Source organism: Micromonospora sp. NPDC050695 (assembly GCF_040654415.1).
GTDB lineage: Bacteria > Actinomycetota > Actinomycetes > Mycobacteriales > Micromonosporaceae > Micromonospora.
This window is the reverse complement of record NZ_JBFAHZ010000007.1, coordinates 32,667-48,277: the sequence shown is the minus strand read 5'-3', so window position 1 is coordinate 48,277 and position 15,611 is coordinate 32,667. Positions and strand designations below refer to the sequence as shown.

The 15,611-nt window shown below is 68.9% G+C and carries 12 protein-coding genes and 2 tRNA genes; 11 read left to right on the top strand and 3 right to left on the bottom strand.

From position 1 onward, the window contains the following. The first annotated feature begins 625 nt into the window (after positions 1-625). From dnaN to AB0H52_RS07155, 4 genes are read left to right on the top strand one after another with little or no spacing between them, the layout of a single operon-like run. Complete coding sequence (dnaN, locus tag AB0H52_RS07170; protein ID WP_151487693.1) at positions 626-1,759, top strand: DNA polymerase III subunit beta; 1,134 nt, start codon at positions 626-628, stop codon at positions 1,757-1,759. Between the two features lie 40 nt (positions 1,760-1,799). After that, positions 1,800-2,672, top strand: coding sequence for a phosphogluconate dehydrogenase (NAD(+)-dependent, decarboxylating) (gene gnd, locus AB0H52_RS07165; protein WP_151487694.1), 873 nt, complete (start codon positions 1,800-1,802; stop codon positions 2,670-2,672). Between the two features lie 16 nt (positions 2,673-2,688). Beyond that, a complete protein-coding gene (gene recF / locus AB0H52_RS07160) occupies positions 2,689-3,822 on the top strand; it encodes a DNA replication/repair protein RecF (RefSeq protein WP_357945799.1) in 1,134 nt (377 codons plus the stop codon). A gap of 28 nt (positions 3,823-3,850) precedes the next feature. Then, the gene (locus AB0H52_RS07155) at positions 3,851-4,480 is read left to right on the top strand and encodes a DciA family protein (RefSeq protein WP_357945796.1); all 630 of its coding nucleotides are present in this window, start codon (positions 3,851-3,853) and stop codon (positions 4,478-4,480) included. A gap of 9 nt (positions 4,481-4,489) precedes the next feature. On the opposite strand, the gene AB0H52_RS07150 is transcribed toward AB0H52_RS07155, so the two are convergent. Next, entirely contained in the window at positions 4,490-4,705 is a 216-nt protein-coding gene (locus AB0H52_RS07150) for a hypothetical protein (RefSeq protein ID WP_278125498.1), read from the bottom strand. Positions 4,706-4,799: 94 nt separating this feature from the next. On the opposite strand from AB0H52_RS07150, the gene AB0H52_RS07145 reads away from it, so the two are divergent. Beyond that, positions 4,800-5,294: a MarR family transcriptional regulator gene (locus tag AB0H52_RS07145; protein ID WP_151487698.1), complete on the top strand. Its 495-nt coding sequence runs from the start codon at positions 4,800-4,802 to the stop codon at positions 5,292-5,294. Here the strand turns inward: AB0H52_RS07145 and AB0H52_RS07140 are convergent. Beyond that, positions 5,279-5,833 carry a hypothetical protein gene (locus AB0H52_RS07140; protein ID WP_151487699.1) on the bottom strand — a complete coding sequence of 185 codons (555 nt, stop codon included), beginning with the start codon at positions 5,831-5,833 and terminating at the stop codon, positions 5,279-5,281. The two genes, AB0H52_RS07145 and AB0H52_RS07140, sit on opposite strands and share 16 nt — an antisense overlap. A 522-nt stretch (positions 5,834-6,355) precedes the next feature. Here AB0H52_RS07140 and gyrB point away from each other — a divergent pair. The 6 genes from gyrB (at position 6,356) to AB0H52_RS07110 (ending at position 13,635) form a co-directional block, all read left to right on the top strand. Continuing rightward, entirely contained in the window at positions 6,356-8,302 is a 1,947-nt protein-coding gene (gyrB, locus tag AB0H52_RS07135) for a DNA topoisomerase (ATP-hydrolyzing) subunit B (protein WP_278125496.1), read from the top strand. Positions 8,303-8,432: 130 nt separating this feature from the next. After that, positions 8,433-12,215: an intein-containing DNA gyrase subunit A gene (gene gyrA, locus AB0H52_RS07130; protein ID WP_151487701.1), complete on the top strand. Its 3,783-nt coding sequence runs from the start codon at positions 8,433-8,435 to the stop codon at positions 12,213-12,215. Between the two features lie 4 nt (positions 12,216-12,219). After that, positions 12,220-13,119: a DUF3566 domain-containing protein gene (locus tag AB0H52_RS07125; RefSeq protein ID WP_151487702.1), complete on the top strand. Its 900-nt coding sequence runs from the start codon at positions 12,220-12,222 to the stop codon at positions 13,117-13,119. A gap of 150 nt (positions 13,120-13,269) precedes the next feature. Next, a tRNA-Ile gene (locus AB0H52_RS07120) sits at positions 13,270-13,343 on the top strand. Positions 13,344-13,385: 42 nt separating this feature from the next. Continuing rightward, a complete protein-coding gene (locus AB0H52_RS07115) occupies positions 13,386-13,514 on the top strand; it encodes a DLW-39 family protein (RefSeq protein WP_225854086.1) in 129 nt (42 codons plus the stop codon). 45 nt (positions 13,515-13,559) lie between these two features. After that, a tRNA-Ala gene (locus AB0H52_RS07110) sits at positions 13,560-13,635 on the top strand. Between the two features lie 14 nt (positions 13,636-13,649). On the opposite strand, the gene AB0H52_RS07105 is transcribed toward AB0H52_RS07110, so the two are convergent. Next, on the bottom strand, positions 13,650-14,534 hold the full coding sequence (locus tag AB0H52_RS07105; RefSeq protein ID WP_225854087.1) for a site-specific integrase: 885 nt from the start codon (positions 14,532-14,534) through the stop codon (positions 13,650-13,652). Positions 14,535-15,611 lie beyond the last annotated feature (1,077 nt).

The following is a 15,611-nucleotide window of genomic DNA, read 5'->3' as shown; positions in this document are numbered from 1 at the left end:
TCCACAACTCGTTGTCCACCGGCTGTGGATAACTACAGTCGGCCCGCCGCCGGTTACCCACAGGTTGTGGAAAAACCCTGTGCACGACGCTGTGGACGCTTGGGGACAACCGTCGCGTTGTCCACCGATGACCACTGCCCTGTGCACGACCTGTTGAAGGTTCTGGGGATGACGACAATGATGATCTTCGTGGCCGTCCACAGGCTTGGGGAGAAAGTCGGTGGATTACCGGTGGACAACCGGTGGACAACGGTGGACAACCGACCGCCGAAGCCGGGCTGTGGACACACGAGCCGGTTGTACCCCCGGTTATCCACAGTCAAATCACCGGTGGATAACCTGCCTGAGCTGCGCGAACCCGGGTTCTCCACAGTTTGCACAGGTGCGATGAAGACGATGAGTTATCTCTTCTAAGAGAACAAAAACCAATCATCACCGTTGGGCTTTCTGTGGATCGGGCCGAACGCTGCCGGAGCAGACGTCAGCAGCGACACGATCCACGGGGTCGGGCGCACAGCCGATGTCCCCGCGCCCTAAGGTGCGATGGGTACCCGCACGGTCGGGCGGGACGGTAGGCAGCGGTCGGCATGAGAGAGTTGTCGCTGACGTCGACGCGGAGGCATTGATGAAGTTCCGAGTGGAGCGCGACGCGCTCGCCGAGGCCGTGGCGTGGACCGCGAAGAGCCTGCCGAACCGGCCATCCGTACCGGTGCTCGCCGGGGTGATGCTCCGCGTCACCGATGGCAACCTGCGGGTCTCCGGGTTCGACTACGAGGTCTCCAGCCAAGTCACCGTCGAGGTGCAGGGTGACGCCGACGGCGCCGCGCTGGTCTCCGGTCGCCTGCTCGCCGAGATCACCAAGGCGCTGCCGGCCAAGCCGGTGGACATCGCCGCAGTCGGCGCGCACCTGGAGCTGGTCTGCGGCAGCGCCCGGTTCACCCTGCCCACCATGCCGGTGGAGGACTACCCGGCGCTGCCCGAGATGCCACAGAGCGCCGGAACGGTCGACGCCGCCGCGTTCGCCACGGCGGTCGCCCAGGTGGCCATCGCCGCCGGTCGTGACGAGACGCTGCCGATGATGACCGGCGTCCGCGTCGAGCTGTCCGGCAGCACCCTGTCGATGCTCGCCACCGACCGTTACCGCCTCGCGCTGCGGGAGATCCAGTGGCGGCCGGACGACCCCGAGGTGAGCATCAACGCCCTGGTGCCGGCCCGCACCCTGAACGACACCGCCAAGGCGCTCGGCCCGCTGGGCGGCGAGGTCACCCTCGCGCTCGCGCAGGGCGCCGCCGGTGAGGGCATGGTCGGTCTTGCTGGGGGCACCCGGCGTACCACCAGCCGGCTGTTGGACGGCGCCAACTACCCGCCGGTGCGCTCGCTCTTCCCGGCCACCCACAACGCCGAGGCCCGCGTGCCGGTCAGCACCCTGATCGAGGTGGTCAAGCGGGTCGCCCTGGTCGCCGAGCGCGCCACGCCGGTGCTGCTGAGCTTCAGCGCGGACGGCCTGGTCGTCGAGGCCGGCGGCTCCGAGGAGGCCCGGGCCAGCGAGGCGATGGAGGCCACCTTCACCGGGGACGCGCTGACCATCGGCTTCAATCCCCAGTACCTCATCGACGGCCTCGCGAACCTCGGCTCACAGACCGCCGTGCTCTCGTTCGTCGACGCCTTCAAACCCGCGGTGATCTCACCGGCCAGCGAGGATGGCGAAGTCATTCCGGGGTACCGGTACCTCATCATGCCGATCCGCGTGTCTCGCTGATCGAGCCCAGCAACACCCAGATCCACGGAGGTAGAAACACATGCAGCTCGGCCTGGTAGGACTCGGCCGGATGGGCGGCAACATGCGCGAGCGGTTGCGCACGGCCGGCCACGAGGTGGTCGGCTTCGACCACGACGCGCAGCTGAGCGACGCGGCGAGCCTCGCTGAGCTGGCGAACAAGCTCGAGTCCCCGCGCGCGGTGTGGGTCATGGTGCCCGCCGGCGTCACCGACACCACCATCGACGAACTCGCCGAGTACCTCGACGAGGGCGACATCATCATCGACGGCGGCAACTCGCGGTTCAGCGACGACGCCCCCCGGGCCGAGCGGCTCCACGAGCGCGGCATCGGCTACCTCGACGTGGGCGTCTCCGGCGGCGTCTGGGGCCGGCAGAACGGCTACGGGCTGATGGTCGGCGGTGCCCAGGAGCACGTCGACCGGCTCATGCCGATCTTCAACGCGCTCAAGCCGGAGGGCGAGTTCGGCTTCGTGCACGCCGGGCCGGTCGGCGCCGGGCACTACTCGAAGATGGTGCACAACGGCATCGAGTACGGCCTGATGCACGCCTACGCCGAGGGCTACGAGCTACTCACCGCCTCCGAGCTGGTGACCAACGTGCCGGGCGTCTTCAAGTCCTGGCGCGAGGGCACCGTCGTCCGGTCCTGGCTGCTCGACCTGCTGGACCGGGCCCTCGACGAGGACCCGGAGCTGGCCGAGCTGAGCGGCTACACCGAGGACACCGGCGAGGGCCGGTGGACGGTCGACGAGGCGGTCCGGCTGGCCGTTCCGCTGAACGTCATCACCGCCTCGCTGTTCGCCCGGTTCGCCTCCCGGCAGGACGACTCACCCGCCATGAAGGCCGTCGCCGCACTGCGCCAGCAGTTCGGTGGCCACGCCGTCCACAAGCGCTGAGCGGTATCCACACCCTGTGTACGTCCACCGGCTGGAACTGGTCGACTTCCGCTCGTACGAGCGGGTCGCCGTCGACCTCCAGCCGGGGGCGAACGTCCTGACCGGCGCCAACGGCGTCGGCAAGACGAACCTCGTCGAGGCGCTGGGCTACGTGGCGACCCTGGACTCGCACCGGGTCGCCACGGACGCCCCCCTGGTCCGGATGGGCGCCGCCTCAGCGGTGATCCGCTGCGCGGTGGTGCACGACGGCCGGGAACTCCTGGTCGAGCTGGAGATCGTGCCGGGCCGGGCCAACCGCGCCCGGCTGGGCCGATCCCCGGCTCGACGGGCCCGCGACGTGCTCGGTGCGCTGCGGCTGGTGCTCTTCGCCCCGGAAGATTTGGAGCTGGTCCGGGGTGACCCGGCCGAGCGTCGCCGCTACCTGGACGACCTGCTGGTCAACCGCCAGCCCCGGTACGCGGGCGTGCGGGCCGACTACGAGCGGGTGGTCAAGCAGCGCAACGCCCTGCTGCGCACCGCGTACCTGGCCCGCAAGACGGGTGGATCCCGCGGCGGCGACCTCGGCACCCTGGCCGTCTGGGACGCCCACCTGGCCCAGCACGGCGCCGAGCTGCTCGCCGGCCGGTTGGAGCTGGTCGCCGCGCTCACCCCGCACGTCGCCAAGGCGTACGATGCGGTGGCCGCCGGTCGGGGCGCGGCGGGCATCGCCTACCGACCCTCGATCGAGTTGGCCGAGCCGACCACCGACCGTGCCACGCTGGCCGAGGCGCTGACGGCGGCCCTCGCGGCGTCACGGTCGGCCGAGATCGAACGGGGCACCACGCTGGTCGGCCCGCACCGCGACGAGTTGGCGTTGACCCTCGGCCCGCTGCCCGCCAAGGGGTACGCCAGCCACGGCGAGTCGTGGTCGTTCGCGCTCGCGCTGCGGCTGGCCGGCTACGACCTGCTGCGCGCGGACGGCATCGAGCCGGTGCTGGTGCTCGACGACGTCTTCGCCGAGCTGGACACCGGGCGCCGGGAACGTCTGGCGGAGCTGGTCGGCGGGGCGAGCCAACTGCTGGTGACCTGTGCCGTGGACGATGACGTGCCGGCTGCCCTGCGCGGCACCCGCTACCAGGTCGGCGAGGGGACGGTCCGCCGTGTCGGATGAGCCACCCACCAACGGTCGACGTGCCAGGGTGACCGGGGACGCCGCTTCGAGGAGTACCGCACGGCCGAAGGCCACCGGTGGTGGCGACGCCGCGGGCGCGCGTACCCCCGGATCGGAAGCGGTCGGCGGTGACGGGCCGGCACCCGCCGGCCCGGAGCTGGCCAGGGCGGTGCTCGACGCGGCGCTGTCCCGCCGGCAGGCGGCGGCCCGCGCACGGCGTACCCCCGGTGGTGGCTCTGGTGGCGATGGCGCCGGCGGCTCGGGGCGGAGGCTGCGCGGCTATTCCGGCCCGGGCCCCGACCCGCGCGACCCGCAGCCCCTCAGCGCGGTGCTGAACCGGCTGGTGAAGGCGCGCGGCTGGCAGCAGCCCGCGGCCGAGGCCACGGTGTTCGGCGCGTGGGAGCGGGTGGTCGGCGCGGAGGTCGCGCAGAACAGCCGGCCGGTGAAGCTGGAGAACGGCGAGCTGACCGTGGAGGCCCGTTCGACCGCGTGGGCGACCCAGTTGCGGCTGCTGGCCGGTTCGCTGCTCAAGCAGATCGCCAGCGAGGTCGGCCACAACGTGGTGCGCAAGCTGCACATCCACGGACCGGCCGCGCCGTCCTGGCAGAAGGGGCCGCGCCGGGTGCGTGGCCGGGGGCCGCGCGACACCTACGGCTGAGCGGGTGGGTCATGTGCGCCGGTCGGCGCGCCGGCGTTCGCGCTGTTCCCGGGTGTAGCGCTTGCGCTCGGCCAGGTCGCGCTTCCAGGCTTCGCGGGCCTCGGCCGAGCCGCCCTGGATCGCGCCCTGGACGCCGTCGGCCGGACCGGCGAGGTGCCGGTAGGCCCACCGCAGGAACCGGCCGCCCTCGCCGGGGGATCTCGTGGCCGCGCCGTCCTCGCTCATCTGGGCCTCCACCCTGCCGCCATATGGTTGGTACACCAACAGTTGGTGTACCAATGGTCGGTACGATAGCCATCGTGCATCGGGAGGGCAACAGATGAGCGAACCGCCGGCCGGCGGGGATCCGCTGGCACTGGAACAGCAGGTGTGCTTCGCCCTGTCGGTGGCGGCACGCAGCGTCGTGGCCGTCTATCGGCCGCTACTGGAACCGATGGGCCTGACCCATCCGCAGTACCTGGTCATGCTGGCGCTGTGGCAGCACGCGCCGCTGTCCGGCCGCGACCTCAGCCGCCTCCTGCAACTCGATCCGGGCACCCTGTCGCCCCTGCTCAAGCGGCTCGAAGCGGCCGGCTACCTGCGCCGCGAGCGTGACGCCGCCGACGAGCGCAGCCTCGCGGTCACCCTCACCGCCAGCGGAACGGCGCTCCGCGAGCAGGCGGAACGCATCCCGGCCGCGATCGTCGAGCGGCTCGGCCTGCCGCTCGAGGACCTGCGACACCTGCACGCGGTGCTCACCCAGGTGATCGCCGCGGCCAACCGACCCGGCGACCCCACACCGCAGGCCGGGGTGGCCGGTCAGGCGTCGGCGTAGACCGCGAAGCCGCGCTCGGCGCAGCGCCGGTAGAAGGCGGCCAGCACGCCCAACTCGGCGCAGGTGAAGTTCCACTGCGGCGGGTCGCCGCTTTCGTCGCGCAACGCGTCGAGCCGGCTCTCCAGCCACCGCAGCTGCTGCTCGGCCAACCGGCCGTCGCCGAGCAACCCGCGCAGCACGATGCTGACCGAGTCGAAGGTGACGGCCTCGCCGTACTCCCGGTGGCCGGCCACGAACCGCTCGATCCCGCCGGCGATCCAGGCGCACCCGTCCGGGTCGATCACCGGGTCCTCGTCCTCGGCTGCGGCGTCTGTGGCGTACAACACACCTTCCAGCCCGAGGAGGAGATCCACCAGTTCGGTGTACGCGGTCGCCCGGACGGTCCCGGTCTTCGCGATCAGCTCGGCCAGCGCCGCCGTCGGCGCGGAGATTCGCGGCACGTCGACGATCTCGCCGAAGTCGACGAACTCCGCCGGCGCGACCGGATCGTAGAAGCGGCCGGTCCGCGGCCAGTGCACCGCGACGTTGTCCAGCCCCATCTGTCACCTCTTAAAGAGCACGTGTCGGGTCGATCGGGTCGATCGTCCCGGTTCCGGCCGGTAAAGATCAAGGGCGGTTCCGGGGCGCCGCAAACGTACGGCACGGGCGGCCCGACCGCGACCCCCGACCCGCCCGGGTGCGGGTCAACCCGTTCGGGGACGGCGCGTGCGATCGGAGCCTGGCGTGTGGGGGGAGTCGCGGGCAGCGGGGTTCTGCCGGCTACGGACATCTCAGCCGCCTCGTTGAGGGTGCCGAGTGGTGGTTCTGTCCTCCGCGCACAGTAGGATTGATGGTGAGACGAAGACCCGGTGCGGAGCGCGAGACGGGGCCGGTGGCCCCAGGATCATTCTCCACGTCGGGTCGAGCCGATCGCGATCCGCGGGCAACCGCGGCGACCGGCGCGTTCGACCCGTTGTCCGGAGGTCTCCGGCATCGGTCCGCGCGCCGACGTCGCGTCCTGTCCGCCGAACCCGCGCCCGACGCGCCCTAGCGGCGCGGACGACGCGAGAAAGTGGCCGAGGGTGGCAGCGCAGGACAAGCAGGAGTACGGCGCAGAGTCGATCACCGTTCTCGAAGGGCTGGAGGCGGTCCGCAAGCGGCCCGGTATGTACATCGGGTCCACCGGCGAGCGTGGTCTGCACCACCTCGTCTGGGAGGTCGTCGACAACGCGGTGGACGAGGCACTGGCCGGATACTGCGACACCATCGACGTGGTGCTGCTCGCCGACGGCGGCGTCCGGGTCACCGACAACGGCCGTGGTTTCCCCGTCGACCTGCACCCGAAGCTCAAGAAGCCGGGTGTCGAGGTCGCGCTGACCGTGCTGCACGCGGGTGGCAAGTTCGACGGCAAGGCGTACGCGGTCTCCGGTGGTCTGCACGGTGTCGGCGTCTCCGTCGTGAACGCGCTCTCCACCCGGATGGCAGTGGAGATCCACAAGTCCGGCTTCGTGTGGCGGCAGCAGTACAACAACTCCAAGCCCGGTCCTCTGGACAAGGGTGAGACCACCGATCGCACCGGCTCGGCGGTTTCCTTCTGGCCCGACCCGGACGTCTTCGAGACCGTCGACTTCGACTTCCAGACCATTTACCGGCGCCTGCAGGAGATGGCCTTCCTCAACCGCGCGCTGCGCATCCACCTGCTCGACGAGCGGGTGGATGCGGAGGAGGACGGCCGGCAGCGCGAGGTCACCTTCTTCTACGAGGGCGGCATCGCCGACTTCGTCCGGCACCTCAACGCCTCGAAGAACCCGATCCACAAGACCGTGGTCGAGTTCGGCGCCGAGGAGGAGGGCATGTCGGTCGAGATCGCCATGCAGTGGAACGAGTCGTACGGCGAGTCGGTCTACACCTTCGCCAACACGATCAACACCCACGAGGGCGGCACGCACGAGGAGGGCTTCCGGTCCGCGCTGACCAGCGTGGTCAACCGGTACGGCACCGACAAGAAGCTGCTCAAGGGCGACGAGAAGCTCTCCGGCGAGGACATCCGCGAAGGGCTCGCGGCGATCATCTCGGTCAAGCTCGCCAACCCGCAGTTCGAGGGCCAGACCAAGACCAAGCTCGGCAACACCCCGGTGAAGAGCTTCGTGCAGCGGGTCTGCAACGAGTGGCTGGTCGACTGGTTCGACCGTAACCCGGCCGAAGCCAAGATGATCATCACGAAGGCCTCCCAGGCCGCCCGCGCCCGCATCGCCGCGCAGCAGGCGCGCAAGCTGGCCCGCCGCAAGTCACTGCTGGAGTCCGGCTCGATGCCGGGCAAGCTGGCCGACTGCCAGTCCACCGACCCGCGCGAGTCCGAGGTGTTCATCGTCGAGGGCGACTCGGCCGGTGGCTCGGCCAAGCAGGGTCGTGACCCGCGGACCCAGGCGATCCTGCCGATCCGCGGCAAGATCCTCAACGTGGAGAAGGCCCGGATCGACCGGGTGCTGAAGAACAACGAGGTCCAGGCGCTGATCACCGCGCTGGGCACCGGCATCCACGACGACTTCGACATGGAGAAGCTGCGGTACCACAAGGTGGTGCTGATGGCCGACGCGGACGTCGACGGCCAGCACATCCAGACGCTGCTGCTGACCCTGCTGTTCCGCTTCATGCGTCCGCTGGTCGAGCTGGGCCACGTCTACCTGGCGGCCCCGCCGCTCTACAAGATCAAGTGGAACAAGAAGGGCGACGACGCGCAGTACGCCTACTCCGACCGCGAGCGGGACGGGCTCATCGCGCTGCGCCAGCAGAAGAAGCCGAACGCCAAGCCGGACGACATCCAGCGGTTCAAGGGCCTCGGCGAGATGAACTATCCCGAGCTGTGGGAGACCACGATGAATCCGGCGACGCGTACTTTGCGTCAGGTCACGCTCGACGACGCCGCAACCGCGGACGAGTTGTTCAGCGTCCTGATGGGTGAGGACGTCGAGGCGCGCCGCTCGTTCATCCAGCGCAACGCCAAGGACGTCCGGTTCCTGGACATCTGACGGACCTCGGTGGATCGGCCGGGCAAGCCCCGGCCGATCCACTGTTCCACAGAGTTATCCACAGCTTGGCCGGTATCCACAGCCGTTATCCACAGCACGAAAACGACTCTGAGTCTGATAAGGGTATACAGTGACCGATTCTCCCGAGTCCACACCGAACGAGCCTGAGGTCCCCGCCGAGGCCATCGCCGCGGTGGTCGCGCACGACCGGATCGAACCGGTCGGGCTTGAGGTGGAGATGCAGCGCTCCTACCTCGACTACGCGATGAGCGTCATCGTCGGTCGGGCGCTGCCGGACGTCCGGGACGGGCTCAAGCCGGTCCACCGCAAGATCCTCTACGCGATGTTCGACTCGGGATACCGGCCGGACCGCGGCTACGTGAAGTGCTCCCGCGTCGTCGGCGACGTGATGGGCCAGTTCCACCCGCACGGCGACTCGGCGATCTACGACGCACTGGTCCGGATGGCGCAGCCGTGGTCGCTGCGCTACCCGCTGGTCGACGGCAATGGCAACTTCGGCTCGCCGGGTAATGATCCGGCTGCGGCCATGAGATATTGTCTGACCGCAGATGTCCGTATTCGTACCGCTGAGGGCAGCGTCCGGGTCGGCGACATCGTGCCCGGCGCGGCGCCGTCCAGCGAGACCGACATCGACCTCAAGGTCCGCGACCGCAACGGCGACCTGGTCCGCGCCTCCAAGTTCTTTCACTCCGGCGAGCACCCCACGCTGCGGCTGCGCACCCGCGAGGGGTACGAGCTGACCGGCACCCACAATCACCCGGTGCTCTGCCTGGTGGACGTCGCCGGCGTGCCGACCCTGCTGTGGAAGCTGCTCGCCGAGATCTCCCCAGGCGACCGGGTGGTTCTCCAGCGCTCGGTGCCGGACGAGATCGGCTACCCGATGCTGGAGCACGTCGAGGCGGCCGTCCTCGCCGGTGCCTTCGTCAGCGAGGGTTGGGTCTCCCCGGGGCGGGCCGGGTTCAACAACGTCGACCGGGAGTTCTTCGTCCGCGTCCTCGCGGCCTACGACCTGGCCGTCGGTGGGCCCCGCTACGTCAGCGAGCGAGTCATCGCCTCCGGCAGCACCCTGCATGAACTCGACGTGCAGGACCTCTCCGCGCTGCGGACGAGCCTGCTCGGCGACATGGTCGGTGCCCGAAGCGCCGCGAAGTTCGTGCCCGAGTTCGTCTGGCAGGGGCCGGCAGCGGTCAAGCGGGCCTTCATCCAGGCCCTCTTCGAGGGCGATGGCTCGTCCTCGCTGCTGCCGCGGAACACCATGCAGATCTCGTACTCGACCCGCAGTGAGCGGTTGGCCCGCGAGGTCCAGCAGTTGCTGCTGGAGTTCGGTGTGATCAGCCGGCAGACCCGCTACGACAACGGCGAGATCAAGGTCGTGGTGACCAACCGCCGCGACGCCCGGATCTTCGCGGCGCACGTCGGCTTCCTCGGCCGCAAGCAGGCCAAGCTGGAGGCGGAGTTGGCCCAGGTGCCGGCGAGCAGCACGGCGCTCTCCAGCGACCATGTGCCGCTGGTCGGCGACTTCATCCGCGAGCACGGCGCGCCGCGCTGGACCGAGCGGGACTGGCTGCGTCGGCACAACGTGGACCGGGTGGAGCGTTGGGAGCGGGACCGCGACGAAATCGCTGCCCGGATTACGAACACCGAGGTGCTCGACGTGGTCGAGCCGCTGGTCGACGGGCGCTTCTACTACGCCGAGGTGGCGCAGATCACGGATGCCGGCGTGCAGCCGGTCTACAGCGTCCGGGTCGACACCGATGACCACTCGTTCGTCTCCGATGGTTTCGTCAGCCACAACACCGAGTGCAAGCTCGACCCGCTCGCCATGGAGATGCTGCGGGACATCGACGAGGACACCGTCGACCTGCAGGACAACTACGACGGCCGGGCCAAGGAGCCCACGATCCTGCCGTCGCGGATCCCCAACCTGCTGGTGAACGGCTCCGAGGGCATCGCGGTCGGCATGGCCACCAAGATCCCTCCGCACAACCTGCGGGAGATCGGCGCGGCGGTGCAGTGGTGCCTGGAGCACCCCGAGGAGGACGAGGAGACCACCCTCGAAGCCCTGCTCGGCATCGTCAAGGGCCCCGACTTCCCGACCCACGGCCTGATCGTCGGCACGACCGCCATCCAGGACGCGTACCGCACGGGTCGTGGCTCGATCCGGATGCGGGCCGTGGTGGAGGTCGAGGAGGACAAGCGGGGGCGGCCCTGCCTGGTCGTCAGCGAGCTGCCCTACCAGGTCAACCCGGACAACCTCGCCGAGCGGATCGCCGAGCTGATCAAGGAGGGCAAGCTCGCCGGCATCGCCGACATCCGCGACGAGTCCTCCGGGCGTACCGGCATGCGGATCGTGCTCGTGCTCAAGCGCGACGCGGTCGCCAAGGTGGTGCTGAACAACCTCTACAAGCACACCCAGCTCCAGGAGACCTTCGGCGCCAACATGCTGGCGCTTGTCGACGGCGTGCCGCGCACGCTCAACCTGGCCCAGTTCATCCGCTACTACGTCGAGCACCAGATCGACGTGATCCGCCGGCGGACCGCGTTCCGGCTGCGCAAGGCCGAGGAGCGGGCGCACATCCTGCGCGGTCTGGCCAAGGCGCTGGACGCACTGGACGAGGTCATCGCGCTGATCCGGCGGTCGCCCACCGTCGACGACGCCCGGCAGGGCCTGATCCGGCTGCTGGAGATCGACGAGATCCAGGCCACCGCGATCCTGGACATGCAGCTGCGTCGCCTCGCCGCCCTGGAGCGGCAGCGCATCGTCGACGACCTGACCAAGCTCGAGATCGAGATCGCCGACCTCAAGGACATCCTGGCCAAGCCTGAGCGCCAGCGCCGGATCGTCTCGGAGGAGCTGGGCGAGATCGTCGCGAAGTGGGGCGACGATCGGCGTACGCAGATCATCCCGTTCGACGGCGAGGTCTCGATGGAGGACCTCATCGCCCGCGAGGACGTGGTCGTCACGATCACCCGGACGGGGTACGCCAAGCGGACCAAGGTCGATCTCTACCGCTCGCAGCGTCGTGGCGGCAAGGGCGTCAGCGGTGCCACGCTGCGGCAGGACGACATCGTCAGCCACTTCTTCGTCTGCTCGACCCACGACTGGATCCTGTTCTTCACGAACAAGGGGCGTGTGTACCGGGCCAAGGCGTACGAGCTGCCGGAGGCCAGTAGGGTAGCCAAGGGCCAACACGTGGCCAATCTGCTCGCCTTCCTACCCGACGAGCAGATCGCGCAGATCATCGAAATCCCGAACTACCAGGTAGCCCCCTATCTGGTACTGGCCACGAAGAACGGCCTGGTGAAGAAGACGCGGCTCGAGGAGTTCGACTCCAACCGTTCCGGCGGCATCATCGCGATCAACCTGCGCGATGAGGACGAGCTGGTCGGTGCTGCGCTGGTGGCGCCGGAGAACGACCTGCTGCTGGTCTCGAAGAAGGCGCAGGCGATCCGGTTCAACGCCTCCGACGAGGCGTTGCGGCCGATGGGTCGGGCCACCTCCGGCGTGATCGGCATGCGCTTCACGGACGACGACGTCCTGCTCGCCATGGAGGTCGTTCGGGAGGGTTTGGACGTCCTGGTGGCGACGAACGGGGGATACGCGAAACGTACCCCGATCGAGGAATACCCGGTGCAGGGCCGGGGAGGTAAGGGCGTGTTGACTGCGAAGATCACCGAACGGCGCGGTGGTCTGGTTGGCGCGGTGGTGATCGACCCGGACGACGAACTGTTCGCGATCACCAGCAACGGTGGTGTCATCCGGACTCCGGTGAAGCCTGTACGCCGTACGCGTGACCGGAACACAATGGGGGTCAAGCTGATGGACCTCCCGGACGGCGTGACTATCGTGGCGATTGCTCGCAATGCCGACGAGCCTGACGAACAGGACTAGTTGAATGACGGAGACACAGGCGAAGTCGGGGAACACGGGGACCTCGGCCAACCCGGTCGACGAGGAGGCCGCCAAGGGCGGCACACCAGCGACCGGCCGCGCGGCCGTGGGCCGGGCAACGGTCCCCGCCGATGCGCCTGCCCCGAAATTCACCCGGGCTCCCGGTATGACACCCCCGCCGGAGCCCGGCGAGGACAGCGGGTCGGGCGACAAGGGTGAGACGGCTGGTGCCGAGGCGCCGACGTCCACCACGCCGCCGGCAGCGGCGCCGGCGCCGGCCCGCCCGACGACCACACAGCCGATCAGTGTCCGGCCGGGTCAGGCGACACCCAGTGGGACAACGGGCACCCAGCCCCGGATCACGCCCGGCATGACGCAGCCGCAGCCGGACCCGGGACGTACCGGTGGGGCCGGTCGCCCGGCCAGCGGCGGTGGCCTGCCGCCGGGCATCGGCAACCCGTCCGCCGTCGGTGCGGCACGGGTCGGTGACGCGGTACGCGCCGCGCGTACCTCGGTCAGTTCGGCCGCGTCCCGCGGGCCGCGCCGGGCCCGACTGAACCTCAAGCGGATCGACCCCTGGTCCGTGATGAAGTTCGCGTTCGCCGTGTCGGTGGTGCTGTTCATCGTCGTGGTGGTCGCCACGTCGGTGCTCTACCTGGCGTTGGACGCGATGGGCGTGTTCCAGAGCGTCAACGACAGCCTGAGCGACCTGGTCAACGCCGGCGGTGGGCAGAGCACCAACGGCTTCCAGATCACCGCCAAGGGCGTGATTCTCAGCTCGGCGCTGATCGGCCTGGTCAACGTGGTGCTGTTCACCGCTCTGGCCACGCTGGGCGCGTTCGTCTACAACGTCTGCGCCGACCTGGTCGGTGGGATCGAGCTGACCCTCGCCGAGCGGGACTGAGTGATCGGGACGCCGGGGCACCGCGTAAAGCGGTCGCTCCGGCGTCCCGTACTCGGGTAGGTTGTGCAGGCGGCGACGGCCTGGCCCGCCGGTCCGGACCCCGATTTTGGTCCGGCCGAGCGGATGGGTTAATCTTGCTCGTCGCAACGCGGGGCTATAGCTCAGTCGGTTAGAGCGCAGAGCTGATAACTCTGAGGTCGATGGTTCGATTCCATCTAGCCCCACCGCACGTCGTCCGACGGTAGTCGAGCTTGAGGGGTTGCCCCATGTTCAAGAAGCTGCTGATCCTGGCTGGCGTCGTCGGCGTGGCCGCCGTCGTTTACAACAAGGTCAAGGCCTCGAACGACGAGCGCGCCCTGTGGCACGAGGCGACCACCGCGCCCGACCTGCGCTGAGGTCCGGCCCGGCGGTGAACGACCGGCGGCACCGCAGCCGCCCACGGGGCCCTAGCTCAACTGGCAGAGCACTGCCTTTGCAAGGCAGGGGTTAGGGGTTCGAGTCCCCTGGGCTCCACCAAGCTCCGGTGCAGGTTACCGGGCTTCTTCCTCTTCTGATTCTGGGCGACCTGATCGATGGTCGTCTTTTTTCGTCAGCGGATCGTCAGCGGGGTATGCGAAAACGCCTCGGATGACCCGGTGGAAGTCGGCTGGCGTGTGCGTGTAGCGATTGAGTGTTGTGGAACGCCAGGTGGCCCGAAATCGGTACGGCCCGGTTTCCGTGACCTCGCCGAGCAGCCCGGCCCGTACCAGCGACGGTCGCCAGACCTGGCGCCGGAAGTTGCTGCGGAGCATCGGGTCGCCTGCCTGGTTGGTGAACACCCGATCCACCTTGGCGGGGTCCGTCCGCTCGCGGTGCCGCGCCAGCTCGGCCCGCAGGAACGGCGGGACCGGGACAACACGGCGGCTCTGAGCTGTCTTCGGGTACGGCTTGTCCGTCGCGTGCCCGTTGACCTCGATCACCACTCGCCGCACGGTCAACGTTGCGTCCTGGTCGTCGTCGTCCGGCAGGACGATATCGGCCCACCGCAGCCGGAGGCACTCACCCCATCGCAGGCCAGCGCCAGCCGCCGCCGCAACCACCGGCCGATGCCAATCCGGGACGCTCGGCAGCAGTAGTTCCGTCACCTGGTCGAGCGTGAGCGGGACCAGCCCTCCCGCGCGCTTGCGCTGTGCTGGTAGCCGCACACCCTCGCACGGGTTGAACGCGATCAGTCGGCCGCGCACCGCCGACGCGAGGATGGACGACAGCAGCGAGTGGCATGGGGCGACCGTGGCCGGCGACAGCTCACGGCCCATCCGCGTTACCCACTCCTGAACGGCCAGGTGATCAATTCGCCCGACCGGCCAGGTCCCCCAGTGCGGCAGCAGTTGCGCCCGGAGACGCGAGGTCCAGCCGGCGAGCGTCGTCGTCTCCACCTACCGCGACGCCAACCACCGCTCTGCGTACGTACTGAACCGGACCTTCCCCGCTGCGGGATCGACGTAGGTGCCCTGAATGACGGTCGTCTCGGTGGCCGCGAGGTGCGCGGCGGCCTCCTTGCGCGTGCGGAAGGTCTTCGCGCGCTGACTGCCGGATGGGTCGCGCCAGTTGGCGGGGCCTTGCACAAGGCCGGCGAGCACACCAGCGCCGAGCTGTTCGGCGTGGCCCGCTCGACGGTCTACCGCGCGATTGAGCGCGCCGCGGAATCACCAGAGGGAGAGACGGCATGACCGAAGATCCGAGCGTCCTTGTGAACCGTTATCTCGGTTGTGCCCGTTGTATGCGGTGTGCCAGTTGGTTCTGGCATGCGCCCCGCACCAACAGATCCCATCGAAAGGTATGATCAGCATGTCTCACCTGACGCCTACTAGTCCGCTATTCCTTGTTGAGCAACTAGAGAAAGGCATGTGGCAAGCCGGCGCTGTCGCGTACCGCGAGCACCGAAATTACGATATGCTTTGCCACCTGGGGCAGTGGGCGCAGCACGTGTTGGAATACGACCTCGACGTTAGGCACCGCATGCCGGCCGCTCCTTACAACCCGGCCGTCATGCTCCAAACCCCGCCAGTCGGAGCTACCTACCAGCAAGCCGCTCAGGCGATGTTGAGGGCTGAGGGGAATCGACGCAACCCAACTCAGTCGGCGGCACATTTGGTTAGTAGCCAGTACCATCCGGGACGGGGGGCTCCCCGTGGGGGCCAGTCGGGGGGCTATGCTGGGAGCAGTAACGCGGCTGGGCGCGGGACAGCTTACCAGCGATAGGGGGCAGTCCGCGCAGATGGCGCGCCCTGATCGTCGCCACGAGCAGCGAGCCTGCCTTGGCGGTTTAGCTCCGAACGGTCAGCAGAAAGTCAGCGCAAGCGCTGACAACGGTTGGTATTCCTCGGCAACGGATGACGGGCGCTGGACGAAGAACGGCAAGCAACGTGACTCGCCGACAGCGTCCAACGCCCGTTATCCGCCTTTGCAAGGCAGGGGTTAGGGGTTCGAGTCCCCTGGGCTCCACCAACATC